Genomic DNA, 26,805 nt, shown 5'->3' on the forward strand with positions numbered 1-26,805 from the left:
CGAGGAGGACGCGGACGACGAACACCGGCAGAGGTCTCGGCATGATCTTTGATCACGCCTTCGAGCAGGCACTACGGACCGCAAAGTTGTCGGGGTGCTGCAACCTTCCACAGCTCCGGATCGTCCCAAAGCCCCGGCCAGCGGAGGACGTACCAGCGACCTCGCGGCCCCGCCAAGTGTCATCGCCGATGCAGCGCCCGACGGAGGGTTCAGAGTCCTCGCGGCCAAGTTGCACGCGACCTGGGCGCGGTGCAGACACGTGACGCGGCACGCTCGTTGGGAAGGTGGCACGGCATAGGAAGCGCACGCCTCAACCCGGCCGGTTTATCCGAAGAACCTTGTTCGCGACGCGGATTCGGTTCTTCAGGCTTATGTCGCTCCGATCGATCTCCTGAGTTGAGTCAAACTCTCCCTCTGGCTCAGGCCACTCGGCGGTCGGGACCATGTCGCGGAAGGTCTCCGCATAGAACTGTCCAAGTTGATATCCGTCACCGGCCTCTTGGACTCCCACAAACCGTGCCCCGAACCGCGTGAGGTCGTCCCACGTCTCGATCGTGGAGCGGATGTAATGGCTCAACGCCGCCATAGTGCGGTCATCCATGCGGTTCACATGGAAGAGGACACCATCACTTTCGAGGGGTTGATCCTCGTTGAGATCGCGAATACATGCTTCGAGCTGGCGCTGCCGATGGTTTTCGCGCGCTGCTTGCTGGCGGTCTCTGTCGAACGGCGGTTGGGTATCGGCGGAGGTTGATGCGATTACCATTGTCGCCAGTTGTAGCCCGAACTCGTCGGTGTACTCGTCAATCACGGCCGCCGCGGTCTGATCGGTGGTAGCCAAGTCGATGGCAACGGCTATCAGATCTGCGACCAACCGTGCTTCGATGCTGCCGTGCGCACTCCTGCGGTCAGGCAAGCCCAACACGCGCGTCAACCACAGCGCCGCGGACTTCGCTGTGTCCGTCGAGAAGCCAACGGTGCGAATCCGATTGCAGCTCACCTCGAGGGTTCGCCGGCGCCGGTCATCTCGCAGCGCGACGCTGTACTCGTTGTCGTTTGGCAACGTCCCTCCGAGTGCGAGGAGTTCCAAGCCGTCCAGGACCAACGCATCACTTATGTCTTCGACGGCAACAGAGAATTCGAAGTAGCGGTCGAAATAGTCCCGATTCTTCACTCTGCGGTGATCTGGGTCGTCGCGCGACTCGAGATACATCTGGCTGCTGTTCTCGTTCGGATTTGTGACCGCCGGGAACATATGACACAGGAGGTGCATGATTTGCGTCCGGCGCTTTTCGGTAATGCCCTCGGGCAGGAAGGGGTCAACTCGTTTCGGCCAATCGATCTTTGGTTTTTTGTCGTTGGACCAGATTACGCGCTCCCACCTAGGTGTCAGGTCGGCCTTCCAGCGGGGCAACTGGCGATACAGCTTCGGATAGTGGATCCGCAAGAAGGTCAGCAATAGGAGGTCTAGGAAGTTGACGTCAACTGCTCCAACGAGCGTCAATGTGACGTCGAACTGGTGCACGAGTCGATGTATCGATCGCAACGTCATCAGATCCGTCTCCGGAACCTGATCGAGGAAGTCCATTGTGATCGGTAGATTGTTGACCTCCAGTGACCGCAGGTCGACACCGACAGACGCAGCGGTCGCTGCCAGACCAGCTTCGAGTTCCCGGTACCGATGACTCAGTCGCAGCGGAGGTAGCTCGAATGGATACTGCACGATCTTCTCAATGTATTCGAGTGCACGTTCCGAATTACCGTTCGCTACAGCGGTCTGGGCCAGAACATCAGTGATAGTTCCGTGGTCGTACGCTAACAGATAGTTAATCCCCGGGAAGCTCCCCAGCAGGCGGACGGTTTTGAGCACGGTGAGAAGTTCATTTGCATCCAGGCGATCGAGATCGTCAACGATTACCAGGATTCGAGTGTCGACTTCCGTCAATTGGGCGGACAGCTCCTTGAACTGGACGTCAAATGACTTGGCCTCGTCCAGAAGTTTACCGAGAATCTGCAGTCCGCCTGAGATCATGCCTCCTACGCTCGGGACCGGCTTGGCCCCGATGGCGGCCGTCGCAAGTATCGGCGAAAGCGTCTTTTTCACCTTCTTCCACACCTTCTCCGGCAGCGCATCCTTGATGGTCGCGTAGAACTCGATGATCAAGCTGTCGGTATCTGATGCGGCCCACGGCGTGAAACGCCGAACTTGCCAGCTGACTGGCCCACGTTCGAGTTCGCGCTGAATCATGTTCAGCACCGATGATTTACCGCTCCCCCATGGGCCAGCGAGGCCGAATACCACACTGGGTCCGCCACTGGCCGCGTCGATGCGCCGCGCAATGTGCGCAGCAAATTTAGCGCGGCCCAGCCGATCCTCGTCAGCCTTCTCGATCGGGATGTCGGTGTACGCAGCAGCCGCCCCGTCGGCATTCATAGGTGTAGCAGAGCACACGTCCATAGGTGTAGCAGAGCGCAAGCCGACTACCGCATTGGGGCGGCTCCCTTGACTTCGGGGCGTCGGTCGCCGACACGGGCCAGTGTCGCCGAGCCGCCGCGGCGGGTTGGCGCATGATCGGCTCGGCGTGCTGACTACAGCCCTGAATCGCGACGACGTCGAACGGCGCGTAGAGATCTCGCGGCGGGCCCTTCATGCAGGCTTGCTCAGCGGCGCGGTGTAGTCCCGGCCTGATTCGGTGTCAGGCTGTGCGCCGGGCACAGCTGGATTAACTGGCATCTGGCCGTGCCCGTTGGCGGTCCAGAGCACCATCTCGACCTGGCTCGAGCCAACTGCCGTCGTTCGCGCGTACCCAGGCGTGGAGGAGGCCGGGCACGCTGTCGGTGAGCCTGAGGCAGCCGGCTTTGATCTTCATGGCGATCTTGTGGCGGCCGAAGCCGGTGGTTGTCTTGGTGGGGATGGCTTGACCGAGGTGGACGATGACGGGCCGCGCGGGTGTGACGGCGCGTCGTAGTGGGGGACTGAACGCCTCTGGTGCCGGGTCTGGTCCGGTCGGACCCTGCGTCACCGACCTCAGCGTGCCGGTCAAGTACAGGCGAGTCACATCGCCCTACCGTCTTCGCTGTACCCCTGGTCGTCCGGAAGGATCGGGGTGTGCGAGCGGACGGGTATGGCTTTTCACATTCGCTGCCTGGATGGCTACGTAGGCTCTGCCGTCCGTTCCGCTGCTTCTTCCTGACCGCTGATTAGGGACTGCGGCATGGATCGCTGCGTAGGGCAATGCCTCGCGCGGGAACCCGGTCACCGCCACCGTCGCCACCCACTCCGACCCGACCTCCAGATGGCGGGTTGGCGTGGCAGGCGAACCATCCACGCTCGCGCCGAGTGCTTGGCCTCAACGAGACCGACACCGAGACGCCGGGCCCAAACAGCGAGACTCGACGCAGACCAGCGAGACATCCTGTCTCGCACCATGCCCGCCAGTCTCGGCACCGGCCCGCGACCGGCCGTACCCAGCACAGACGAGAAAAGATCGAAAAACTTTCGCGAAGGGGTTTACAAGCCCACGACGAGAGGTACGCTAGTTGACCCAGTGTGTCGAGCAGAGCCTACAGCACACCCATAGTACAACTTGAGGATTCCCAGGGTATGCCGTCGGTGAGGGTTCGTCAAGCTGGGACCACAACTGAACGCCACGTGTGATCGCTGGCCTCGACGGGTGCCATGGCAATCGAGGAGTCGAAGCGGGCACAACCGAACCCGACAACCGCGACCGACGCCCGCGGCACCCCGCCACAAGCAGAGGGGCCGCGGGCAATGGAGGCACCCATGCGCACACCCGACAACTCCGACGGCAACATCAACGACGACCCCGACGAGAATAAAGACGCCGTAGTGATTCCGCTACGGCGAAAAGCATCCAGCAACAACTCCGACAATAGCAACGAAAGACCGCCAGTAACTAGCCCTGACCTGCCTATTTGGCGGTACAAGAAATCCAGGAAACGCGTCGCCGACCAGCGTTATGCTGGTCACGTCCATTATGTTCACGGTGCGCGTGCCGAACAATTGCGTGGCGAACTGGCCGATGTCACTGCGCAATTGGTGGTGTGGGCCGTGCAACAACAATCCGATGATCGCTCCAGGCAGGATGGTGCCGCCGCATGACCCCCGACGACCCGCTCGTGAATCCGCCCGCCCCCGCGCTGACCCACCGGACGGCATCGCTGTCGGGGTCCGTGCCGGTGTCGGGGCCGTCGGGGTTGTCCGACTACGCGGTGTCGCCGCTGGGGATGCCGGTCGCGGTGCTGCGCGACGAGGTGCGGGTGGCGTTTCTGGGCCGCACCTCCACCGAGGATCAGCAGGACCCGCGTCAGTCGATGCTGCGGCAGCTGAACAACTGCAAGACCGCGATCCCCGACTCGTGGGTGATCGTGGCGCACTTCTACGACGTCGAGTCCGGCCGCATGGACCTCGAAGACCGCGGCCACGGCAGCGACTACGACCGCTTCGACATCCCCATCGCCCGCGACGGCGGCGTCGCCGACCTCCGCGACGAAGCCGCCCACCCCGGCCGCCGCTTCGACGTCGTGATCTGCGAAGCCGTCTCCCGCGTCGCGCGGCGCACCTACGAGGGCCTGTCGATCGAACGCGAACTCGAAAACGTCGAAGTGCCGCTGTTCGCGGCGAACGAGCCGATCACCCTGACCGGCAGTCGTGCCCAGCGCATCCTGCAACGCAGGATCAACCAATCCGTCGCCGAATACGAAGTCCTCAACACTCTCGAACAATCCTGGGGCGGACTGTGCACTCACGTGCGTGAGGGCTGGAACATTGGCAAACCCCCGTACGGGTACAAGGCCAAGACCTATCGGCATCCGAATCCGACCAAAGCGACCAAGGGCCAGACCAAGACCCGGCTGGAACCCGACGGGGCGCGCGGAGAGACGGTCACCCAGATCGCACTGTGGCGCTACCACGAAGGGCTCGGCTACGACACCATCGCCGAGCGGCTCAACACCGACCTCGTGAAATACCCGCCGCCGATACCAGCCGGGCGAGAACGCGCTCGTGGCGCCTGGGGCAAGACCAGCGTGTTCGAGATACTCAAGAACCCCAAATACACCGGCCACCAAGTATTCAACCGCCGCGCATCGCGGTCCCGGCGTGGCAAGGTCAACGACCCGGTGAAGTGGGTGTGGTCCACCGAACCCGCCCACGAGCCGTTGATCCCGAAATGGATGTACGACGAACTCGCCGCCCGCAAACAAGCCCGGCGCGGCTCCCGCGACGGCAACACCCGCAACACCCACCCCGCCACCCGCCGCACCTACCTGCTGCGCAGCATGGTGTTCTGCGGATGCGGACGCCGCATGTTCGGCACCCACCGCCACGACAGCGACTACTACATGTGCTACCCCCGCAGCAACAACCGCGGCCGACCCGACAAATACAGCGGCCACCCCAAAGCCATCTACCTCCGCGAAGACGCCGTCCTCGACGCCATCACCCGATTCTTCGCCGACCGCGTCTTCGGCCCCCACCGCCGCGATCTCCTCGCCGCCGACCTCGCCGGCCTCGATGACCGCGCCACACGAGACCGCCACGCCGAGCGGGAACGGCTCCAACGAGTAGTCGCGGACGTGACCAGGCGGCAGAACTCGATCCTGCGGCAAGCCCAGGACGGCGACCCCGACGACCCCTTCACCAAGGGGTTGCGTGGCACCTACAACGATCTCGACGCCGAGAAGACCGCCGCACTGTCGGTCATCGCCCAACTCGACGCCGCCGACACCACCGAACCGCATCGCCCCGGCACCACCGACATCGCACTCCTCGACGCCCTGCCCTACCTGGCGCTCAACCTGGCCGATGCGCCAGAAGCGTTGCTGCGCAAACTGTTCGAGATCACCCAGCTCGCCGTCCGGTTGCACGACGACGACCAGGTGACCATCACCATCACCCTGCCCGCCGACCAGGTTCCCGACATCACCCACGCGGCAGAAAGGATCACCAACACCATGCACCCTGCACAACAAACGCCTGCCCACGGGGCGGAAACGGGTTGTGTAGATGCTGTACGTGCCCCCGGTCGGGATCGAACCGACACTGGACGGATTTTAAGTCCGCTGCCTCTGCCAGTTGGGCTACGGGGGCTCGGTGGGTCAGCCTACCGAATTTGTACGGGCGTCTCGGAATTCTCCGGAAGTTTGCTCAGTGGACGCCCTCCATCAGTCGGCTGACCCGGGGGGCGAGGAAGTAGACCACTGTGCCGACGGCGATGGCGACCAGGCCGGTGATGCCGAAGTAGGCGATCTCGTGGTCGGGATCGTAGTACTTCGACAGCACGCCGGACATCGCGGTGCCGAGGGCGACAGAGACGAAGTACAGCGACATCATCTGGGCGCGGTAGGCCGCCGGGGCGAGCTGTGTCGTCACCGACAGGCCGATCGGTGACAGCAGCAGTTCGGAGACCGCGAAGCCGCCGAGGATGAGGAAGACCAGCAGCGCGGGCACGGTCTTGCCCTCGAACCCGGCCAGCAGGACGAACAGCAGGAACGAGACGCCCATCCCGATCACGCCGAAGGCGAATTTGTGCGGAGTCGTGGGCGCCCGGTTCCCCAGCTTGGTCCACATGGCCGCGAACAGCGGAGACAGCACGATGATCCAGACCGGCTCCTCCGAGCCGATCCAGTTCGACGGCGCGGTCCAGCCGAACAGCGACCAGTTCATCCGCTCGTCGGAGTACACCGCGAGCACGGTGAAGATCTGCTGGAACAGCGACCAGAACACGGCGTTGGCGAGGAACAGCGGGATGAACGCGCGCACCCGGCTGCGCTCGATGCGCGTCACCTTGCGGCTGTTCAGCAGCACCGCGAAGTAGACGATCGCGGCGAGGGCGATGACGACGGTCGTCACATCGGACAGGTTGCCCAGCGTCAGTAGGCGAATCGCCACGGCGAGCACCACGAGGGCCACCGCCGCCACCACGACACCGACCACGGGTCCGATCTCGTTGCGCGGCAGCGGATTCGGTATCTCCCGGCCGTGCGTGCCCAGATTGCGCCGGAACACCATGTACTGCGCCAGCCCCAGCGCCATCCCGACCGCGGCCGCGCCGAACCCGTAGTGGAATCCGACGTGGTCCTGCAGCAGGCCGGTGATCAGCGGACCGACGAACGAGCCGAGATTGATACCCAGATAGAACAGCGTGAAGCCGCCGTCGACCCGAGCATCGCCGGTGTCGTAGAGCGTGCCCAGCAGCGCCGACGCGTTGGCCTTCAGCGCGCCGCTGCCGAGGGCGACCAGAACCAGGCCGACGCCCACGCCCGGCAGCCCCGGGATCACCGCGAGGGCGATATGCCCGGCCATCACCACGACGCCGCCGTAGAAGACGGTGCGTTCCATGCCCAGCACGCGGTCGGCAACCCAACCGCCCAGCACGGTCGACAGGTACACCAGGCCGCCGTAGGCGCCGACGATGCCGGTCGCGGTGGACTGCTCCAGCCCGAGCCCGCCCTCGCCGGCCGAATAGTAGAGGTAGTAGCCCAGGATCGTGAGCATGCCGTAGAACGAGAACCGCTCCCACAGCTCGACCCCGAACAGGTTCACCAAGCCGACCGGGTGCCCGAAGACGCGGCGGCCGGCACTCCGCTGCGCCGAGTGGGCCACTCCGGTCATATACTCGACCCTTCCATGTCACGCAATTCTTCAGCAACCGGGCGCCGGTTGCCTCGATTCGAGCGACCCGGATTTCGTGTCGCCCCCCGCAGGGAGCGTAACTGGACATCTGTATCCATGAGGTGCGTTCCGGTCGCACTGTTCAGTTCGCGCACCGTTTGCGTGCATTGTGCCCAACGCGCCGAACCCGAACTGACCACAATGCGCCACCGTCCCACCCGGCCATCTCGGCAGGAAACGACCGGACCGGACGAATCGCCGACAACATGACGCACGATCCGGAGGCAACCGCGGCTGTCCGGGACCGACGCGTGCGCCACGGGCCGAACCGGCGCACCCGCGAGGATCGGTCCGACGGCCGCGACCCATGCCATCGGCGAACCGATGCCATTGCCCCACAGGATGATTCGGCGAAACGACGCGGACGGTCAGGCGATCGAGAGAGCGATGCCGTCGAGGATGTCGTGCTCGCTCACGATCAGCTCGGCGATGCCGGCCCGCCGGGCCAGCTCGTCGGCGAGCACCTCGGTGATCACGCCACCGCCGCCGATCACGTCGACCCGGCCCGGATGTATCGGACCTAATGCGGCACGTTCGTCGTGGTTCATCCCGATCAGCCGATCGCAGACCTCCCGCACCCGGGGCAGGCTCAGCCGGGTGCGGTGCACCTCCTCCGAGTCGTACTCGGGCAAATCGAGCGCAACCGCGGCGAGGGTCGTCATCGTCCCCGCGACGCCCACCCAGGTGCGCGCCCGCTCCACCGGCACCACGCCGAACGCCTGCGCCAGGCGCTGCGCGGCGAAGAACCGCGCCGACGCGACCTCCTCGGGAGTGGGCGGATCGCCGTGCAGGCAGCGCTCGGTGATGCGGACGCAGCCGATGTCGGCGGAATAGGCCGACTCCACGCCCGTGCCGTCGCCCAGCACCACCTCGGTGGATCCGCCGCCGAGATCGACGACGACGAACGGGCCCTCGGCACCGGACAATTCGCCGACCGCACCGGCGAACGACAGCCGCGCCTCCTCGTCGCCGGTGATGACCTCGGCCTCGGCGCCCGGTACCACGCGCCCCAATTCCGTTGCGGCCATGGCGAAGAAGTCGTCGCGGTTGCGGGCGTCGCGGGTGGCCGACGTGGCGACCATGCGCACCCTGGCCACCCCCGCCTCGACCATCCGGTCCACGTAGTCGTGCAGCGCCACCCGGGTGCGTTCGATCGCCTCCGGATTCAGCTCGCCGCTGGCGTCCACGCCCTTCCCGAGGCGCACGATCCGCATCTCCCGGTGCACATCGGACAGTGCCCCGTCGGCGCCGACCTCCGCGATCAGTAACCGGATCGAATTCGTGCCGCAGTCGACGGCGGCCACCCGGTCACTCATCGCTGTCCTTTCCCGCCGCATCCGGCTGCTCGTACTTCGGCCAGTCTGCCGCAACGGCGGTGCCGCGCAACCCGTTGTCGGCGGCCAGCGCCACCGCCTCGTCACCGAGCGGATTCACCCCCGGCCCCTTCGCCAGCGCGTGCGCCATCAGCACGTGCAGACACTTCACTCGCGTCGGCATGCCGCCGCCGCTGAAATCCGTTCCCAGCGACTCGATCTCGTCGCGCTCGGCCAGGTAGCTCTCGTGCGCCGCACGGTAGGCGGCGGCCAGCTTCGCATCGGTGCGCAGCCGCTCGGACATGTCCTTCATCAGCCCGGCCGCCTCCTGCCGGCTCGCCTCCAGGGTCAGCCGCGGATCGGTCAGGTAGTACAGCGTCGGGAACGGCGTGCCGTCGGGCAGCCGCGGCGCCGTCCTGACCACGGCGGGCTGACCGTCGGGGGTGCGGTAGGCGATGCCGAGCACGCCACGCGGCACCCGGCCCAGCTGCCGGGCGACGATCTCCAGATCGGCCTCGCTCGCGGGCTCTGTCACCGGGGCGCTCCTTCCGGGCTCGCGGGCGGGGGTGCGGATTGCGGCGCGGACATGCTGCGCCACAGCTCGGTGTACCAGGGGTCGGGTCGGCGCGGCCGCGGGGTCAGCGCCGGAACCGGCGGCTGTTCGATACCGGGCACCTGCACGATATAGGCGGTCTCGCCGGGCATCACCAGCCGCAGCCGATCGCGTGCCTCGGAACGGATGTAGGCCGGATCCTGTTGCTGCGCACGGCGGTCGCGCAGGTAGGCCAGATCGGCCTCCAGCTCCTTGCGCTGCTGCGCCAGCTGGGCCGATTCGGAACGCTGGCTGAAATAGGTGCGCATCGGCACGGCCAGGGTCAGCGCCAGCGCGCACAGCACCGCGGCCAGGATCACGGCCCGGCCGGTGGACAGTCCCAGGATCTTGCGTTCGTGCTTGTCGCGCGCCGCCGCGGACCGGCCGGACGCGGTGCGCCGCTGGACGGTCCGCTTGCCGGCGGTGGTGCGGGACGCGGAGCCGGCCCCGGTGGCCGACTTCTCCGGACGGGAACGACCGGCCCGCGACGAGCGGCGGTCACCGCGTCCGGCCGGACTGGTACCGCGCGCCCGTCGTTCCGTCATATCTCACACCCCGGGGATCGGCCATTCACAACCGTTCCGACGGTACTACCCCTCGAACACGAAGCGCGGGAACGCAACATCCCCGGCGTAGCGTGCCGAATCACCCAGCGCGTCCTCGATGCGCAGCAGCTGGTTGTACTTGGCCACCCGCTCGCTGCGGGCCGGGGCGCCGGTCTTGATCTGGCCGCTGCCGACGGCGACCGCCAGGTCGGCGATGGTGGTGTCCTCGGTCTCGCCGGAGCGGTGGCTCATCATCGACTTGTAGCCGTTGCGGTGCGCCAGCTCCACCGCGTCCAGGGTCTCGGTCAGCGTGCCGATCTGGTTCACCTTCACCAGCAGCGCGTTCGCGGCGCCCTTCTCGATGCCGTCCTCGAGCCGCTCCGGGTTGGTGACGAACAGGTCGTCGCCGACCAGCTGCACCCGGTCGCCGATCTGGTCGGTGAGCGAGACCCAGCCGTCCCAGTCGTCCTCCGAGAGCGGGTCCTCGATCGAGACCAGCGGGTAGGCCGCCAGCAGCTCGCCGTAGAACTTGGTCATCTCGTCGGCCGAGCGGACGCTGCCCTCGAAGGTGTAACCGGTGCCCGCGGTGTAGAACTCGGTGGCCGCCACGTCGAGCGCCAGCGCCACATCGGCGCCCACCCGGTAACCGGCCTTGCGGATCGAGGCCACGATCAGGTCCAGCGCCTCGCGGGTACCGCCCGGCAGATCGGGGGCGAAGCCGCCCTCGTCGCCCAGGCCGGTGTTCAGGCCCTTGCTCTTCAGCTCGGCCTTCAGCGCGTGGTATACCTCCGCGCCCCAGCGCAGCGCCTCCCGGAAGGTGGGCGCGCCGATCGGGGCGATCATGAACTCCTGCACGTCGACGCTCGTGTCGGCGTGTGCGCCACCGTTCAGGATGTTCATCATCGGCACCGGCAGCACGTGCGCGTTCGGGCCGCCGAGGTAGCGGAAGAGCTCCAGGCCCGAGGATTCGGCGGCCGCGCGCGAGACCGCCAGCGAGACGCCCAGCAGCGCGTTGGCGCCCAGCCGGGACTTGTCGGGGGTGCCGTCCAGATCCAGCAGCACCTGATCGACGGTGCGCTGTTCGACCGCGTCCAGACCGATGACGGCCGGGGCGATCTCGTCGAGCACGCCCTCCACGGCCTTGCGCACGCCCTTGCCGCTGTAGCGCTCACCGCCGTCGCGCAGCTCCACCGCCTCGTGCTCGCCGGTGGAGGCACCGGACGGCACGGCCGCCCTGGTCAGCGTGCCGTCGTCGAGGGCGATCTCGACCTCGACGGTGGGGTTACCACGCGAATCCAGGATCTCGCGAGCTCCGACCTGTTCGATGATGGCCACGAAAACGACACTCCTTCGGCTCCTGACTCGGTCCCGCCCACCGCCGTCCATGAGCAGGTCGCACGGTGAACCCGTGCGTCTGCGAGCCTAACGTAGGCACCGCGAACCCACCGTCGGCCCATGCCGGGTCCGCGCACTCGGGCAGCCGAGGTCGAGTCCGTACCGGTGAGCCCGCCGCAGCCGGTACGCACGCGCGCACGGATCGGCCCGGGCGGGTTCGTGGCGATTCGACCGGTTCAGGCTCGCCGGCCGACGCTGTAGGCGGCGGCGCAGTCGCGCACTCTGTTCAGGTAGGCGGTGGACTGGTTGTAGGTGAGCAACGCGCGCTGCCAGCCCTCCGCGGTGGTGAGGACGCCGCCGCTGACGCACAGGTAGCGGGCGGCGGACAGGGCGGCGTCATCGATGTTGTCCGGATCGGCGACGCCGTCGCCGTTGGCGTCCACACCCCAGCGCTGCCAGGTTTCGGGCAGGAACTGGAACGGGCCCATCGCGCGCACGTAGACGGGCTCGCCGACACCGGCCGACGCCGCCTCGTCGACGATGCGCGCCACGCCGGGCGAACCGTCCAGGGGCACACCGCGAATCGGCGGGCTCACCGCACCGTCGTCCCCGAGCCGGGAGCTGCCGTGGCTGCCGTGTTTGCTCTCCACCCGGGCGATACCGGCGACCGTGGTCCAGCCGACGCCGCACTCCGGCTGCGAACGCGCCATCACGGCGGCGGCATAGCCGTACGCCTGCAGCGCCACCGACGGAATGCCCAGCCCGTCGGACTGTTCGTCGGCCCATTCGCGCAGCTGCTCGGCGCTGCGTCCGGGCGCGTCGAGTTCGATCGGCGGGACCGGGGCGCCCGCGCCCGGCGGGAATCCGTCCGGGATCGGCGGCAGCTTCCCCACTCCCCCGCAACCGGACAGCACAACTGCGGCCGCGACGGCGACGAGAACGCCGGCGCGGACCCTGGAGACGGCGCGAGCACCGGTCTTGTTCGGACACACCCTTCCATCATCCGGATTCCCGCGAGTACCCGGCTACGACATACCCGCGCGACACGTCCGACCTCGGCCGTGTCGACCCGCAGTTGCCCGAGGCGTGCCGATCGGTGCGTACCCGCCGATACGCCGTTCAGCCCAGCAGGGCCAGGGTGGCGTCGTGGGTCGGGGCGGCGAGAAGGTCCGGAAGGGGCCCGAACTCGGCGATGCGGCCGGAGTCCAGGACGGTCATGCGGGTGCAGTAGCGGGCGGCCAGGTCGATGTCGTGAGTGATGACCAGCAGGGCCAGGCCCCGGTCGCGGCGGAGGCGGTCGAGCAGGGTCATGATCGCCTCGGCGGTGTCGCTGTCCAGCGCGGAGGTGATCTCGTCGCACACCAGCGCCGCGGGGTCGAGGGCAAGGGCACGCGCGAGCGCCACTCGCTGCCGCTGCCCGCCGGACAATTCGTGCGGGTAACGGTGGGCCAGTTCGGGTTTCAGCTCGACGGTGCGCAACAGCTCGGCAATGGATTCCGTGACCTCCGGCCCGCGCACGCCGCGATGGCGGCGCAGCGGCCGGGACAGGGTCTGCGCCACTGTGCGGCGCGGATTCAGGCTACCGGCGCTGTCCTGCGGCACCAGGCCGATCCGCCCGGCCGCGCGCACGGTCCCGGCCGCAGGGCGGCGCAGCCCCACCGCGGCGCGCGCCAGCGTCGATTTACCCGCCCCGGACGGGCCGGTCACCGCCAGTGCCTCGCCCGCGGCCAGCCGCAGATCGATATCGCCGAGCACCTGCCGACGGTCGATCGCCACGCACATTCCCGACATCGAAAGAACCTGCTCACCCACGCCATCGGCGGAAACGGCGACCGGTGGTGCCGGCACCTCGGCGGCTCGATTCGCGTCGACCTCACCGGATTCGAGGGTCTGCGGCAGCGCGGGCCGCGCACCGTTGTCGCGCGGACCCGGTATCCGTCCCCGCAGCGGCTGCTCGTCGTGGTCACGCTCGCCGCCGTCCCGGTGCCCGCCACGACCGCGCCCGCCGTCGACCCGCGGCACGTCCCCGACGGTGACATGGCGATCGGTGAGCTCACGCAAGGTGGCGGTGTCGTGCCCGGAGACCACGAGGGTGACACCGTGCTCATCGGACAGCCGGCTCAGCAGGCGCACCACCGCGGTGCGCAGCCGCCCGTGCAGCCCGGCCAGCGGCTCGTCCAGGACGAGCACGGGGGTCCGCCGGGCAAGGGCCCGGGCCAAGGCGATTCGGCGCTGTTCGCCGCCGGACAGTTCGGCCGGCCGGCGGCGCAGGTACGACTCCGGCAGCTCGACCGCGGCCAGCGCCGCCATCGCCCGGTCACGGTCGGCCAGTTCACCGAGCAGCGACCGGACCCGCATGGTCGGGTTCAGGGCCACGCCGGGATCCTGGCCGACGAAGGCGATGTCGTGACGCCGAAACCTCCGCAGCGCCACGGACTCCAGGGCCAGCACGTCGTGTTCGCCGACCCGGACCGTACCGGTGGCGGTGGTTCCCGCCGGCACGTGCCCGAGTAGTGCCTTCAGCAGCGTCGACTTTCCGCAGCCGGACGGCCCGCGCAGCGCCGCGATACCGCCCTCCGGCACCCGCAGCGAGATCGGCGCCAGCAGCGTCGCCCCGCCCGGCGTGCGCACCGACAGTCGTTCGACCGCAATCACTTCCGGACCACCTCCCGCCGCCCCAGAGCCGCCGCCAGCAGATTCGCGCTCACCGCGACGACACCGACGGCGAGGCTCGGGGCCAGCACGGCCCACGGGTTCAACAGGATTCCGGAGGCGTTGTCGCGCACCATGACCGCCCAGTTGGACGCGCCGAGCGTGGCGGGCAGCTGGAGGAAGGCTGCGGTGGCAACCACATACATGCCCTCGACGAAACGCAGGCCGAGCTGGGTGAACACCAGTTCGCGCAGATTCGGCAGCACCTCACGGAAGATCACCGAAGCCGTCGGTTCCCCACCGAGCCGCGCCGCCTCGACGTAGCCGGTGGCCGCCACGCCCGCGGCAGCCGCCGCGAAAACCCTTGCCGAGTACGGGGTCCCGAACATGATCGCGATCAGCACCACCCCGGCGGCGCCGGACTGCGGCCAGGACAGCACCACGAGCATCATGGCCAGCACCACCGGAAGCAGGATCGCCAGATCGGCACCGCGCTCGATCACCGCACCCCACCGCGGCCGCAGCGCGGCCACCGCACCCAGCACGCTCGCCAGCCCCGTGACCGCGGCCGCGATGATCGCCGCCAGCAGGATCAGGCCCCAACCGCCGTGCAGCAGCTGGCTGAACACGTCGCGCCCGAGCCGATCGCCACCCAGCCAGACGCCCCGGTGTGGCGCGGAGAAGGGTATTCCGACGGTCGCGTCCACCGGCCGCGGCGCCACCCACGGCCCGGCCACCGCGGCGACGACCACGATCAACGCGGGCGTCCCCCGCAGCACCAGCGCCCGGGTCATCGCCGCGCCCCCGATATCCTGTGTCCCACTGGGATCTTCCACCTCCGGGCAGGCGCGGCGGAACACCGGCCACCTCCGGACGCGGTCATCGCCGGCCCCGCATCGCCCACCCGCGCAGGCCATCGGCCAGCAGCAGCACGCACAGGATCGTCGCGCCCGCGACCGCGGCCGTCGCGGCGGCCAGCGCGGTGTCGCGGTCGGCGACCGAACCCGCCAGCAGCGCGCCGAGTCCCGGATAGTTGAACAGGCTCTCGACGACCAGCGCGCCGCCGAGCAGCATCCCGACCGTCGTGGCGTAGGAGGCGGCGATCGCGGGCAGCGCCACCGGCAGCACGTGCCGCACCATCAGGTGACGCGGCGAAATACCCTCCAGCTCCGCGTTTTCCACGTGCGGCGCGCGGGCGGCATCGGCCAGCGCGCTCCGGACGACCCGGGTGTTCCACCCGGTCTGCGGCACGGCCAGCGCCAGCACCGGCAGCACCAGCATGCTCGCATCGGCCGGGAACCCGGACCGGCCGGCCACCGTGACCGCCGGAAACCACCCGGCCGCGAACGAGAACACCATGATCAGCACCGCCGCGACCACGAACTCCGGCAGCGCCACCACCATCGCCGTCGCCGGCTGCAGCACCCGCGCCGCCCACCCGGACGGCCGTGCCGCCCACCACATACCGCAGCCGAGCGAGGCGATCACGGTGAGCGCGAACGCCAGTCCGCCCAGCAGCAGCGTCTGCGGGGCGGAACCGGCGAGCAGGTCGGCGATGGAACGCCCGTGCACGGTGGTGCCGAAATCACCGGTTGCCAGCCCGCTCAGCCAGGACCAGAACCGCTGCGGCAGCGGCTGATCCAGGCCGAGCTCGTGCCGCTTCGCCGCGATGGTCTCCGGCGCGGCATCGCGGCCCAGCGCGGCGCGTGCGGCATCGCCCGGCAGCAGCGATATCGCGGCGAACACCAGCATCAGCAGGACCAGCAGCAGTGCGAACCGGCGCAGCACGAGCCCGGCGACCGGGACCCATCGGCGGCCCCGGGCACCGCCGGCACCCACCTCGGCCGTCGCCTCGACGACGGTGCTCACGCCAGCCAGACCCGTTCCAGCTGGACCCGCCCGAACCCACCGAGCGTCGGCAGGTCGCGCACCCGGCTCGACGCGATATCGATGCCGTCGGCCATGCCCCACACCAGGTATCCGCCGCGCTCGTGCTGGATCTGCTGCACCGTGCGGCAGGCCCGTGCGTAGTCGGCCGGATTCGCCGACCCCAGCGCGGTGGCGGTGACGGCGTCGAATTCCGGGTCGGCGAAGGCGGTTTCGTTGCGATTGCTGCCCGAGGCCATCAGCTTCGAGGCGTAGAACAGCACCGAGTCGTTGGTGCCCCAGTTCACCGTGTAGAGCGGCGCGTGCAGCCAGGTGCGGTCGTAGAAGGTGCCCGACTCCTGCACCACCACCTCGATATTCACGCCGGCCTCGCGCATCTGGGTGGCGAACACCTTGGCCGATTCGGCCTCCCCGGGCGCCTCCTCCTTGGTGACCAGCTGATAGCTCGCGGCGGTGTCGAACCGGGCCTGCGCCAGCAGTGCCCGGGCGCGCTCGAGATCGCGGCGGCGCTGCGGAATGTCGGCGGCGTACTGCGGGTCACCGGTGCCGAGGATGTCGTTGGCGACCCGTCCGTAACCCGAGAACGATTGTGCTACAAGGGCATCACGGTCGGTGGCCAGCCGCAGCGCGGCCCGCACCCGCGGATCGGCGAACGGGCCGTCGGAGGTGCGCATGGCGATGGCGACCGCGGTGTCGTCGGGCCGCCGCACCACCTGCAGATCGCCGCGCCCGCCCGCGGTGCGGCCGGCGATCGCGCCCACATTGGAGGCCAGGTCGATCTGCCCGCCGACGACCGCGTTCGACAGCGCGTCGACGCTGTCGAACATGGTGACCTCGATGGCCTCCAGCCGCGGTTTCGGCCCGTGCCAGGCGTCGTTGCGGACCAGCCGGGCGTTGCCCTGCCGGTAGGACTCGAGCCGGAAGGGCCCGCTGCCAACGGCATTCGCGAAGTCGGCAGTGCCCTGCTTGACGGTAAATGTCATCAGCCGGACCAGCAGCGGGATCTGGGTATTGGGCGCGGCCGCCGTCACCACCACCCGGCCGGGCCCGTCGGCGACGATATCGCCGGGCCGGGCGACCGGCATCTTGGATTCCCCGCCCACCTCGCGCAGCCGCCGCAGCGACCACACCACGTCGTCGGCGGTCACCGGGCTGCCGTCGTGGAAGCGCGCGCCCTCGGCGAGAGTGAAGGTCCAGCGCCGCTGCTCCGGGTCGGCGGACCACCGCGACGCCAGCCGCGGCTGCACGGTCGGATCGGCGCCCGGCACCGTGAGCGGATCGTAGACCAGCGAGGCGATCAGGAAATCGCTCTCGTTGCTCAGGTTTGCGTGCGGATCGCGTTGCAGCGCAGGCACCTTGCCAAGGGCGCCGACGCGCAGTGTGCCGGTATCCGTCCCGCCGCCGCAGCCTCCGAGCGCCAGCGCGGCGCTCACTCCGAGTCCGGCGCCCAGAATCCGCCGACGGGTCATGGTGGTCATCGCAGGTTCCTCGTCCCATCCGAGCGGCCGTGTCCCATCCGAGCGGCCGTGAACAGCCAAGGCTAACCTAAAAATTCTGCGGCACAGGGCGGATTGCGTCCATGCCGACACCCCGCCGCCGGTGTGTCGACACGGTTTGCTCGCCGACTACTGTGGTTGTCCGCTCGGTGATGCCCGCTTGCTATAGTAAGTATGTCCTTTAGGTAAGCCTTGCTTAAGTTAGCGGGAAACGCTAATTTCGCAGACCGAGTCTTCACCACCTGCTTCACCACCGTTGCGAAGAAGGGAATGCCTGGTGAAAAACGTTCTCTGCGAACGTATGACACACCACCCCACCGAATCCGGCGAGATCGAACGCCGCGAACTGCCCGCCGCGGCCGCACAGGCCGTTCGGGACACGGCGCGCGAGATCGCCGCCACAATCGAAGGCATGCCGGGTTTATCCGCGCGCGCCGCGGCCACGCTCACCGACCCGACACTGCTCGAGCTGATCGACACGCACGCGGCTCGCTTACCGGGTTCGGTGCGCGATGTGCTGCGCCCGCCGGCCACCGCGGCCGGCGCCGCGATCGTCGGCCGGTTGCCGCTGCGCGACAACGAACTCGGCCCCACCCCGAGCGACTGGCGGCAGGCGGCGGCCTGGAGCGGCGAGCCGGCGCACCGCCACGACTCGTTCCGGCTCGACCTGACGATGCTGCTGCTGGCCCGCGGCGCCGGCGAACCGTTCGGCTGGCAGGGGCAGCAGGGCGGCCGGCTGGTCAACAACATCGTCCCCTCCCGGGGCCACGAGCACGAACAGTCCGGCGCGTCCAGCACCACGCTGCTCGAGCCGCACACCGAGGACGCCTTCCACCCCCGCCGCGCACAGCTGCTCATGCTCGGCTGCCTGCGCAATCCGGACCGGGTGGGCACCACGGTCTCGTCGGTGCGCCAGGTCCGCCTCGACGAACGGCAGCGGCGCCGGCTGGGCGAGCCGATGCTGCCGATCCTGCCGGATGTCTCCTACGGCACCGACTTTCACCGGTATCCGGCCACTCCGGTGGCGACGGTCGGCGGCGGCGAGGGCGGCCCGACGCTGCGCTACGACCCCGCCTACACTCCCCTCGACGACGCCGATGCCGAATTCCGCAGTGCCTACGACCATCTCGGCACGGAGCTGGAGCGGGTGTGCCGCACCGCCGTGCTCGCGCCGGGCGAGCTGCTGCTGGTCGACAATGACGTGGTGGTGCACGGTCGGGTACCGTTCGCCCCGAGGTACGACGGGACGGACCGCTGGCTCAAGCGGGTCAACATCCGCCTGCCCCGCCCCCGCCATCCGGCCGAGGCCGGTGAGAGCGGGTACGGGCAGGAGACGGTCACGCCGTTCGCTACCGAATCCGTTGCGGCACAGGGAGGTGCCGCGTGGATGCCCACCGACCGACCGCCGGACCGATGAGCCGAGGACTGCCCGTGACTGCCCGACCGACACCGCTGCGCGTACTCAGCCGCAGCGACCTCGCCGACGTTCCGATCACACCGGTCGACGTGGTGCGCGCCGTCGAGGAGGCGTATCTGGCGCTGGCGTCGGGAGATTCGGACAATCCGCGCAAGCTCAGCGTCGCGCATCCCGACGGCTGGTCGGTGGCCTACGCCATGCTCGGACGCGACGGTCGCCGGCGGGTCGTCGCGATGAAGACCTCGTACAAGTTCGATCCGAACCACGACCGCAGCACGAAGAAGTACTACACGACCATAACGCTGTACGACGATGCCACCGGCATGCCGATCGCGATGATGGACTGTGCCCGCGTCGGCGCGCTGCGCACTCCGGCGGTGTCGGCGCTGCTGGTCCGCGAGACCGTACGCTCCGACGCGCGCAGCGTGCTGCTGATCGGCACCGGCACCCAGGGCCGACATGCGTTGCCGCACTTGCTCGCCGCCAACCCGCAGCTGAACCGGCTGATGGTGTACGGCACGCATCCCGACGGGTTGAAGGCCGTGCACGAACAGCTGGCGGCACACCATCCGCACGCGGAACTGGAGACGGTGCCGGACCCCTACGCCGCCGCCCGCGAGGCCGACGTCGTGCTGGCCACCGCCGGCCCCGGAACCAAGGTCGCCGTCGAATCCGCCGAACTCGCGCCGGGCGCGGTGACCGTGCTGGTCGGCTACGGCCTGGCCCCGTCGACGCTGACCGACGCCGACCGCGTAGTCGCCACCAGCGCCGAGCAGATGGCACTGACCGGAACCGATATGGCGGGCCCGGACGGCCGGCTCCGCCCGGTCGACGCCGAACTGCCGCAGATCCTGAACCGCCGGACACCGGGCCGCCGCAGCGACGACGAGCGCATCTTCGTCTACAACAGCGGCCTGGTCCTCACCGACGTCGCCGTCGCCCACGCCCTCGCCCAGCGCGCCATCGCCGACGGCCGCGGCACGGAGGTCCCGGTATGGGATTGAGCGGCCAGGCCGAGCGAACTCCCGCCAGGAGCCTCGGCCCGACCGACACACCGGATGCCACCGGCAGCGTCCCCGACAGGACGGCAGGTCGCGGCGGCCCCGACAGCACAGCCGGTCGCGGCGGCCCCGACAGCACAGCCGGTCGCGGCGGCCCCGACAGCACAGCCGGTCGCGGCGGCCCCGACGACACAGCCGGTCGCCGCGGCCCCGACGACACAGCCGGTCGCCGCGGCCCCGACATTGCGGCGGCACCGCTGCCCGCGCATCGGGACGACCGGGAGCACCGGCTGCTCGCCGACCCGCATCTGCTGGGGGACATCGCCGAGGCGATCGGCGGGCCGTTCCACCTGATGTACCCGGACCGCGTGGGTCGCACCATCGACGCCTTCCGGACCGTGTTCGACCAGGCGGCCGTGGCCGGGGCGGTCTACTACGGCAAGAAGGCGAACAAGGCCGCGTGCGTGGTTCGGGCCTGCGCGGAACACGGCGCGGGAGTCGACGTGGCGAGCGTCGGCGAACTGGTTTCGGCTCTGGCACAGGGCATTCGAGGCGAGGACCTGATGGTGACCGGGCCCGCGAAGTCCGGTGAGTTGCTCTGGCTGGCGGCCCGGCACCGGGCGCTGATCGCCATCGATGAGCCCGGCGAACTGGACCGGCTCGCCGCGCTCGGCATGCCGGCCCGGGTGCTGCTGCGCGCGCTGCCCCCGAACTCCGCCAGCCGTTTCGGCATGTCCGGCGACGAGCTCGAGCTCGTCCTCGCCCGCACCGATCTCGGACCGGTGCGGATCGAGGGGTTCAGCTTCCACCTCTCCGGCTACGCTCCGGCGCCCCGCGCCGAACTGGCCGCGGCCCTGCTCGAACGCTGTCGCGCGGCCCGCGATCTCGGCCATCCGGTGACGACGCTCTCGATCGGCGGCGGTTTCGCGGTCGACTACGTGCCGGAACGAGACTGGGCGGCGTTCACCGAAGCCGTTACCCCGCACTGGTTTCACGCCGGCAAGACCTTCGGCTCCTACTACCCGTACCACAGCGCGATCGCCGGCCCGGCGATGCTCGCCGCCGTCCTCGCCCTCGACGATCTCGCCGAACGCCTGCGCGACAACGATGTTCGCCTGGCCGTCGAGCCCGGCCGGGCCCTGCTGGATCGGGCCGGCAGCACCGTGTTCCGCGTGCAGGGCGCGAAAGTCCGCACTGCCGAGGGACACCCGTACCAGCTGCTGACGGTCGACGGCACCAGCCTGAGCCTGTCCGAGCAGTGGTTCGACAGCGAATACCTGCCCGATCCGGTGCTGTGGCCGTCCCGCCCCGGTACCCTTACCCCGGCCAGTGTCGGCGCGGCCACCTGCCTCGAATCCGACATGCTCAGCTGGCGGCGCATCCCGCTGCCGCGCGCGGCCGAACCCGGTGATCTGCTCGTCTACCCGAATACCGCCGGCTATCAGATGGACTCCAACGAGTCCGAGTTCCACCAGTTACCGATCCCGCCGAAGGTGGTGCTGCACGAGGCGCCCGACGGCCGATTCCGCTGGACGCTCGACGCCGGATAACCCGGCCGCTCTCATCCCACCAGTCCCCTGCACATCCAGTCCGAGGAGACCCGCATGGCTCTCGTCACGCGCGTGACGGACCTGATCGGCAACACTCCGTTGTTCGAGCTCGCCACCACCGACACCGGCACCCGGCTGCTGCTCAAGCTCGAGCAGTTCAATCCGACCGGCGCCGCGAAGATCCGGATGGCCCGCGCCATGGTTCTCGATGCGGAGAGTCGTGGTTTGCTGAAGGTTGGCGGGCATATCATCGAGTCCACGTCCGGAAATACCGGACTGGGACTGGCGGTGGTGGCGGCCGAACGCGGGTATCGCTTCACCGCGGTCGTCGACCACCACGCCGCCAAGGACAAACTGCGCGCGATGCAAGCCATGGGAGCCGAACTCGTCTACGTCGCCGACGATGGTGACACTCGCCCGAACGGTCAGGGCCCGGAGGAGGCAGCCTGCGTAACCACGGAGGGCCCCCGTTCGGGCGACATCGAGCCGAGCCTGGCCACCTCGGCGCGGGAGGACCTGGCCGAGGCGATGGCGGACGCCCGGCCCGACGCCTACTTCACCGAACAGCACAACAACGACGCCAACGCGGTCGGATATTATGCCGTCGCCAAGGAGTTGCTGGACGATCTGGAACGGGTCGACATCCTGCTGTCGGCGGTCGGCACCGGCGGTTCGCTGTTCGGCACCGCCCGGCGGCTGCGCGAATTGGGCTGCCGCCCACGAGTGATCGGCGTGGAGCCGGTGGGCTCGATCGCGTTCGGCGGGCCGGGCGGGCCGTACTGGCAGTCGGGCACCGGCACCCCGCCGGGCGCCACCGTCGGCACGGCCGTCGACTACGCGCTGCTGGACGAGGGCCTGAAGGTGTCCGATGCGGCCGCCTTCGCCACCGCCCGTGCGGTGGCGACGAAGACGGGCCTGCTGATCGGCGGTTCGGCCGGCGGTTCCGTGCATGCCGCGCTGACCCGGCTCGAGCAGTTCCCGGCCGGCTCCACCGTCGTCACGATCGTGTGCGACGGCGGCGAGAAGTATCTGGACACCGTCTTCGACGACGACTGGATGAACGACCGCGACCTGCTGGACGAATCCACCGAGAGCGAGGTGCTCGAGTTGCTGAACCGCTACTCGCCCGCGCACCGAGACCTGGTCGGCGCGCCGTGACACCGACACGCCCCGACTGCGGACACGCCCGGGCGATGCCGACTTCCCCCGATTCAGGAAGTAAGGTAAACCTAACTACGAGAACAGTTGTGAGCAAGTTCGAGAACGTGGTTCTCATACACGAAAGGGTGCAATGAGCGGCGCATCGAACCGTTCCGATTGGCGCAGCCTCAGCACGCTGGCCACGCCCATCGCGCTGACCCAGCTCGCACAGATCGCGGTGTCGACCACGAACATCGCGCTGATGGGCTCGCTCGGCATCACCCAGGTGGCGGCCGGTGGCCTGGCCCTGACCCTGTTCAACCAGATCCGCACCATGTGCGTCGGCCTGATCACCGCCACCGGCAACCAGGTCGCCACCGTGCTCAGCCGCGCCGAGAAGCGCGGCACCGATCCCGACGGCGAGATCCGCGACGTCGTCCGGTCCAGTTTCCTGATCGCGACCGTCGCGGGCCTGCTCGGCGGGCTGGTCCTCGTCGCGCTGGGCTGGGCGCTGCAATGGCTGGGGCAGGACGCGGCGGTGCTGTCCGCGGCGCGGCCCATGATGGTGGCGCTGGCCCCCGGCCTGCTGCCGTGCCTGTGGTTCCAGGTGCTGCGCCAGTACACCGTCGGCATGCAGCGCCCGCAGGCGCTGCTGCTGGTCACCCTCGGTTCGGTGGCGCTGAATCTCGTTCTCGCGCTGGGCTTCATGCACGGCTGGGCGGGGCTGCCGGCGATGGGCCTGACCGGCGTGGGCATCGCCACCTCGCTGGTCTTCCTGATCACCTTCGCCGTGCTCTGGGCGATGGTGCGGCACGACGGGCGACTGGGCGCGACGCTGCCGGTGCGGATGTGGCCGGTGCGGCTGCGGACCGTCGCCGCGGAGCTGCGGCTGGGCACGCCGATCGCGCTCACCTACGGATCCGAGGCCGGCATGTTCTCGGTGCTGGCCCTGGTGATGGGCACCCTGGGCCCGGCCGCGCTGGCCGCGCACAACGTCGTCTACCAACTCGTCTACATCGTGTTCCAGGTGGCGATCGGCCTCTCGCACGGCGTCTCGATCCTGGTCAGCAAGGCCGTGGCCCGCGACGAGCCCCGGCGTGCGCACGGGCTGGCCTGGCTGTCGCTGAGGCAGGCCGCGCTGGTCTCCGCCGTCGTCGGGGTGCTCTACCTGGCCACGCCCGACGCGGTGCTGTGCCCGTTCCTCACCAGCCACGACGGCGACACGGTGGCGCTCGCGCACACCCTGCTGCTGATCGCGATCGTGCTGCAGTTCTTCGACGCGGCACAGAACATCGGCACCGGCCTGCTGCGCGGACTGAAGGACACCCGCGCCGGATTCCGGCTGTCGCTGGTCGGCTACTGGATTGTGGGATTGCCCACAGCGCTGCTGCTCGCCTTCCCTGTCGGGCTGGGCGCGGCGGGCGTCTGGTGGGGGCTGACGGCGGGCCTGGCCGCCACCGCCGGGCTGATGCTGCGCCGCTATTTCGCGCTGCTCGGCGTGCGCGAACAGGCCCAGCCGCGGGTGCTCGCCGGCAGTCTGGGTGGCTCCACCTGAGACCGCCCGGCCACCGGCCGACACGGAATTCTCATCTCGGCGTAAGCATGTCGTCACCACGCGTCGGCAGGGTGGGGGGTGCGGCTTCGCTATCCTGACGCGCGGGAGTTCGAGGCCGAGGGCGGGATCCATGCGCGCTCGAGCGGAGGCTCCGCGTGATTACGCGGACCGCTCGCACCGGACCCCGACCGCTCAGGCAAGCTACCGCCGGGAGGAAGCGCGGTGCAGTTCAGCAGGGTCGCGGAGCATCCGCGGCCGGACCACGTCCTGTTCCATTTCAGCGATACCCACCTGATCGCCGGCGACGGCGCGCTGCACGGCGTCGTCGACGCCGAGGAACGCCTGCGCCGGCTGCTGGCGAATGCGGAGGCCGGCGGCATCACGCCCACCGCGATCGTGTTCACCGGCGACCTGACCGACCACGGCGAACCGCGCGCCTACGGCAAGCTGCGTGCGCTGGTCGAGCCGTTCGCCGAACGGCTGGGCGCGCCGGTCGTATGGGTCACCGGGAACCACGACAGCCGGGCCGCGCTGCGCGAGCGGCTGCTCGACGAGGACGGCTCCACCGAACCGCTCGACCGGGTGCACACCGTCGGCGGGCTGCGCATCGTGGTGCTCGACACCACCGTCCCCGGGCACCACCACGGCGAGCTGGCCGATGCCCAATTGGATTGGCTGCGTTCGGTATTGGCCGATCCGGCGCCGTTCGGAACGATCCTGGCGATGCATCACCCGCCGGTCCCGTGCATCCAGGACCTGGCGGTGACGGTGGAACTGCGCGACCAGAAGCGGCTCGCCGATGTGCTCGACGGCACCGACGTGCGCAGCATCCTGGCCGGGCACCTGCACTTCTCGACCACCGCGACGTTCGCCGGCATCCCGGTCTCGGTGGCCTCCTCCGCCTGCTACAGCCAGGATCTGTCCGTGGCCGAGGGCGGCCAGCGCGGCCGCGACGGCGCGCAGAGCTTCAACTACGTGCACGTCTACCCCGACACCGTGGTGCATTCGGTGGTGCCGATCGATCACGGCCCGACGGTCGGCAAGCCGGCGACCCCCGAGGAGGCCGCCGAACGCCTGCGGCGGGCGGGGATCGTCATCCCACCCGCCGCCCGCATCCCGCACGTCATGAACCGGCGGGCATCCGCTCCTACGCAGCCCCAGGCTCCAGGGCCGCCAGCGGGTCCTCGTCGCTGATCCGCTCCCAGGGGGCCGGGTCCGGGAAGTAGTCCTGCAGGAACTCCGAGACCGTTCGCACCCGCTCGGCCTCCGGGACCTCCGGGAAGCTGCCGTCGTTGAGACAGAAGAAGTCCACCTTGCGCCGGTGCGCCAGGCCGTCCAGCAGGGCCAGGCCCGTGTGGCTGGTGGTGTCGACGTAGCGGACCTTGGCCGACTCCTGCGGCACCGCGCGCCCGGTGAGCAGGGCGTAGTAGTGATACAGCGAGTTCGTGACCGAGATATCGGTGGCCGCCCGGAACCGGCTGTCCCGGGTGCGCGCGAAGTCCGCCGCGAATTCGCGTTCCATCTCCCGTAATACGCTGCGCCGCAACGGAACCGGTGTGTGTTCCAGGTGCCGGGTGATGACGTGCCCGAACCGGTCGGCCAGCAGCCGCCGGTTCACCCGCGCGGCGTTCTCGAATCCGCTGCGCCGCTCGGTGTTCACGCCCGGCCCGATCCGCGTGTCCGCCTCGATGAACCGGCTGATACCGGCCGGGGTGAAGAACATCGACGGCCGCACCGGACGCGCGAAGAACATGTCGTCGTTGGAGTAGAGGAAGTGCTCCGACAGTCCCTCGATGTGCTGCAGCTGGCACTCCACCGCATGGGAATTGAATACCGGCAGCCCGCGGGTATCGGAGAAGTGGTCCACCGCGCGGACGACCGTCACCTTGGGGTCGTCGGCGAGCCAGTCGGGCGTACGGGAATCGGTGGCGATGAAGATGCGCCGGATCCACGGCGCGTTCTTGTGCAGCGAGCGCAGCGCGTACTTCAACTCGTCGATCTGCCGGATGCGCGCGTCGGCGTCGTCGCCCTCCCCGACCACCACCTGGGCCAGCATTCCCGCGCGGCGAGCGCGGAATTCGGGATCGGTGCCGTCCACCCAGGAGTACACGATGTCGATGTCGAACCCGACGTCGGTGTGCTGTGGCGCGAACATCCCGGCCAGCGTCGGCCAGCCGGTGTCGAACAGCAGCACCGTCGCCTGTTCCACGTCGTCGAGGTCGAAGACGTTGCGGGTCAGGGCATTCGGGCGCGGGCACTCCACCGTGTCACCGTGCTGGTCCCACAGCTCGAGATCCACCCGGTGCGCCGGATCCACATCGCGGCCGATTCGGAAGACGTTGTGCCGCACCTCGTTACAGGCGAAGCCCGCGACCACGGCCGCCCCCAGTACCCGCCGCAGCGCGGCCCGGTGCGTGGAATCGACGGCCAGCGCCAGGCGATGTTCGGAGCTGCGAATCAGCAGGAACGGTATCTGCGCGGCCGCCAGTTCGGCCCGCAGATACCGCAGATCGCCGACCACCGCCGCCGACACCGCCAGATTCGCCACCGCCGCCGACCCGGCCGTTTCCACCGCTTCGAATTCCGCCATCACCGTCTCCTCACCATCCCGAACCCGAGATGCCAT

General features: G+C 69.1%; 18 protein-coding genes, 1 tRNA gene and 1 pseudogene. 7 read left to right on the forward strand and 13 right to left on the reverse strand.

Annotated elements, in window-relative coordinates; translation table 11 throughout:
- Window positions 1-310 precede the first annotated feature (310 nt).
- Window positions 311-2,434 carry a P-loop NTPase fold protein gene (locus D892_RS0104990; RefSeq protein WP_198036833.1) on the reverse strand — a complete coding sequence of 708 codons (2,124 nt, stop codon included), beginning with the start codon at window positions 2,432-2,434 and terminating at the stop codon, window positions 311-313.
- Window positions 2,435-4,422: 1,988 nt separating this feature from the next.
- Between D892_RS0104990 and D892_RS49520 the strand changes: the two are divergent.
- Window positions 4,423-5,406 (forward strand): annotated as a pseudogene (locus D892_RS49520) (recombinase family protein); the annotation flags it as partial.
- Window positions 5,407-6,038: 632 nt separating this feature from the next.
- On the opposite strand, the gene D892_RS0105000 reads toward D892_RS49520, so the two are convergent.
- The 11 genes from D892_RS0105000 to D892_RS0105050 all read right to left on the reverse strand — a co-directional run bounded on the left by D892_RS0105000 (window position 6,039) and on the right by D892_RS0105050 (window position 17,498).
- Window positions 6,039-6,112: transfer RNA gene (locus D892_RS0105000), tRNA-Leu, on the reverse strand.
- Window positions 6,113-6,169: 57 nt separating this feature from the next.
- A complete protein-coding gene (locus D892_RS0105005) occupies window positions 6,170-7,636 on the reverse strand; it encodes a peptide MFS transporter (protein WP_024800187.1) in 1,467 nt (488 codons plus the stop codon).
- A 428-nt stretch (window positions 7,637-8,064) separates the two neighbouring features.
- Window positions 8,065-9,012, reverse strand: coding sequence for a Ppx/GppA phosphatase family protein (locus tag D892_RS0105010; RefSeq protein WP_024800188.1), 948 nt, complete (start codon window positions 9,010-9,012; stop codon window positions 8,065-8,067).
- A complete protein-coding gene (locus tag D892_RS0105015) occupies window positions 9,005-9,544 on the reverse strand; it encodes a DUF501 domain-containing protein (RefSeq protein ID WP_024800189.1) in 540 nt (179 codons plus the stop codon). The genes D892_RS0105010 and D892_RS0105015 overlap by 8 nt, the downstream gene beginning before the upstream one ends.
- Entirely contained in the window at window positions 9,541-10,146 is a 606-nt protein-coding gene (locus D892_RS0105020; protein WP_024800190.1) for a septum formation initiator family protein, read from the reverse strand. Before D892_RS0105020 ends, D892_RS0105015 begins: the two co-directional genes overlap by 4 nt.
- A 45-nt stretch (window positions 10,147-10,191) precedes the next feature.
- A complete protein-coding gene (gene eno, locus D892_RS0105025; protein WP_024800191.1) occupies window positions 10,192-11,481 on the reverse strand; it encodes a phosphopyruvate hydratase in 1,290 nt (429 codons plus the stop codon).
- Between the two features lie 236 nt (window positions 11,482-11,717).
- Window positions 11,718-12,473, reverse strand: a complete 756-nt coding sequence (locus D892_RS0105030; RefSeq protein WP_051498993.1) for a lytic transglycosylase domain-containing protein — start codon at window positions 12,471-12,473, stop codon at window positions 11,718-11,720.
- Window positions 12,474-12,600: 127 nt separating this feature from the next.
- A complete protein-coding gene (locus D892_RS0105035) occupies window positions 12,601-14,136 on the reverse strand; it encodes an ABC transporter ATP-binding protein (protein WP_024800193.1) in 1,536 nt (511 codons plus the stop codon).
- Window positions 14,133-14,969, reverse strand: a complete 837-nt coding sequence (locus tag D892_RS0105040) for an ABC transporter permease subunit (RefSeq protein ID WP_232235986.1) — start codon at window positions 14,967-14,969, stop codon at window positions 14,133-14,135. Before D892_RS0105040 ends, D892_RS0105035 begins: the two co-directional genes overlap by 4 nt.
- A gap of 43 nt (window positions 14,970-15,012) precedes the next feature.
- Complete coding sequence (locus tag D892_RS0105045) at window positions 15,013-16,002, reverse strand: ABC transporter permease (RefSeq protein WP_024800195.1); 990 nt, start codon at window positions 16,000-16,002, stop codon at window positions 15,013-15,015.
- Complete coding sequence (locus tag D892_RS0105050) at window positions 15,999-17,498, reverse strand: ABC transporter substrate-binding protein (RefSeq protein WP_036566762.1); 1,500 nt, start codon at window positions 17,496-17,498, stop codon at window positions 15,999-16,001. Before D892_RS0105050 ends, D892_RS0105045 begins: the two co-directional genes overlap by 4 nt.
- Before the next feature lie 319 nt (window positions 17,499-17,817).
- Between D892_RS0105050 and D892_RS40440 the strand changes: the two genes are divergently transcribed.
- The 6 genes from D892_RS40440 (at window position 17,818) to D892_RS0105080 (ending at window position 25,373) form a co-directional block, all read left to right on the forward strand.
- Window positions 17,818-18,933, forward strand: a complete 1,116-nt coding sequence (locus D892_RS40440; protein ID WP_232235987.1) for a TauD/TfdA family dioxygenase — start codon at window positions 17,818-17,820, stop codon at window positions 18,931-18,933.
- 14 nt (window positions 18,934-18,947) lie between these two features.
- The gene (locus D892_RS0105060; RefSeq protein WP_232235988.1) at window positions 18,948-19,937 is read left to right on the forward strand and encodes an ornithine cyclodeaminase family protein; all 990 of its coding nucleotides are present in this window, start codon (window positions 18,948-18,950) and stop codon (window positions 19,935-19,937) included.
- Window positions 19,928-21,484, forward strand: a complete 1,557-nt coding sequence (locus tag D892_RS0105065; RefSeq protein WP_024800199.1) for a diaminopimelate epimerase — start codon at window positions 19,928-19,930, stop codon at window positions 21,482-21,484. The genes D892_RS0105060 and D892_RS0105065 overlap by 10 nt, the downstream gene beginning before the upstream one ends.
- A 54-nt stretch (window positions 21,485-21,538) precedes the next feature.
- Complete coding sequence (locus D892_RS0105070; protein ID WP_024800200.1) at window positions 21,539-22,642, forward strand: PLP-dependent cysteine synthase family protein; 1,104 nt, start codon at window positions 21,539-21,541, stop codon at window positions 22,640-22,642.
- 133 nt (window positions 22,643-22,775) lie between these two features.
- Window positions 22,776-24,179 carry an MATE family efflux transporter gene (locus tag D892_RS0105075; RefSeq protein ID WP_024800201.1) on the forward strand — a complete coding sequence of 468 codons (1,404 nt, stop codon included), beginning with the start codon at window positions 22,776-22,778 and terminating at the stop codon, window positions 24,177-24,179.
- Window positions 24,180-24,401: 222 nt separating this feature from the next.
- Window positions 24,402-25,373 (forward strand): phosphodiesterase, encoded by a 972-nt coding sequence (locus D892_RS0105080; protein ID WP_024800202.1) that lies wholly within the window; start codon window positions 24,402-24,404, stop codon window positions 25,371-25,373.
- Here the strand turns inward: D892_RS0105080 and D892_RS0105085 are convergent.
- The gene (locus D892_RS0105085; protein WP_024800203.1) at window positions 25,327-26,769 is read right to left on the reverse strand and encodes a stealth family protein; all 1,443 of its coding nucleotides are present in this window, start codon (window positions 26,767-26,769) and stop codon (window positions 25,327-25,329) included. The two genes, D892_RS0105080 and D892_RS0105085, sit on opposite strands and share 47 nt — an antisense overlap.
- Window positions 26,770-26,805: the final 36 nt, after the last annotated feature.

This window comes from Nocardia sp. BMG51109 (genome assembly GCF_000526215.1).
Classification (GTDB): Bacteria; Actinomycetota; Actinomycetes; order Mycobacteriales; family Mycobacteriaceae; genus Nocardia.

Excerpts from the sequence above, each read along its gene's own strand:
- D892_RS0104990 (WP_198036833.1), bottom strand. The coding sequence starts at position 2,434 with ATGAATGCCGACGGGGCGGCTGCTGCGTACACCGACATCCCGATCGAG.
- D892_RS0105005 (WP_024800187.1), bottom strand. The coding sequence starts at position 7,636 with ATGACCGGAGTGGCCCACTCGGCGCAGCGGAGTGCCGGCCGCCGCGTC.
- D892_RS0105010 (WP_024800188.1), bottom strand. The coding sequence starts at position 9,012 with ATGAGTGACCGGGTGGCCGCCGTCGACTGCGGCACGAATTCGATCCGG.
- D892_RS0105020 (WP_024800190.1), bottom strand. The coding sequence starts at position 10,146 with ATGACGGAACGACGGGCGCGCGGTACCAGTCCGGCCGGACGCGGTGAC.
- D892_RS0105050 (WP_036566762.1), bottom strand. The coding sequence starts at position 17,498 with ATGACCACCATGACCCGTCGGCGGATTCTGGGCGCCGGACTCGGAGTG.
- D892_RS40440 (WP_232235987.1), top strand. The coding sequence starts at position 17,818 with ATGACACACCACCCCACCGAATCCGGCGAGATCGAACGCCGCGAACTG.
- D892_RS0105065 (WP_024800199.1), top strand. The coding sequence starts at position 19,928 with ATGGGATTGAGCGGCCAGGCCGAGCGAACTCCCGCCAGGAGCCTCGGC.
- D892_RS0105070 (WP_024800200.1), top strand. The coding sequence starts at position 21,539 with ATGGCTCTCGTCACGCGCGTGACGGACCTGATCGGCAACACTCCGTTG.
- D892_RS0105075 (WP_024800201.1), top strand. The coding sequence starts at position 22,776 with ATGAGCGGCGCATCGAACCGTTCCGATTGGCGCAGCCTCAGCACGCTG.
- D892_RS0105085 (WP_024800203.1), bottom strand. The coding sequence starts at position 26,769 with ATGGCGGAATTCGAAGCGGTGGAAACGGCCGGGTCGGCGGCGGTGGCG.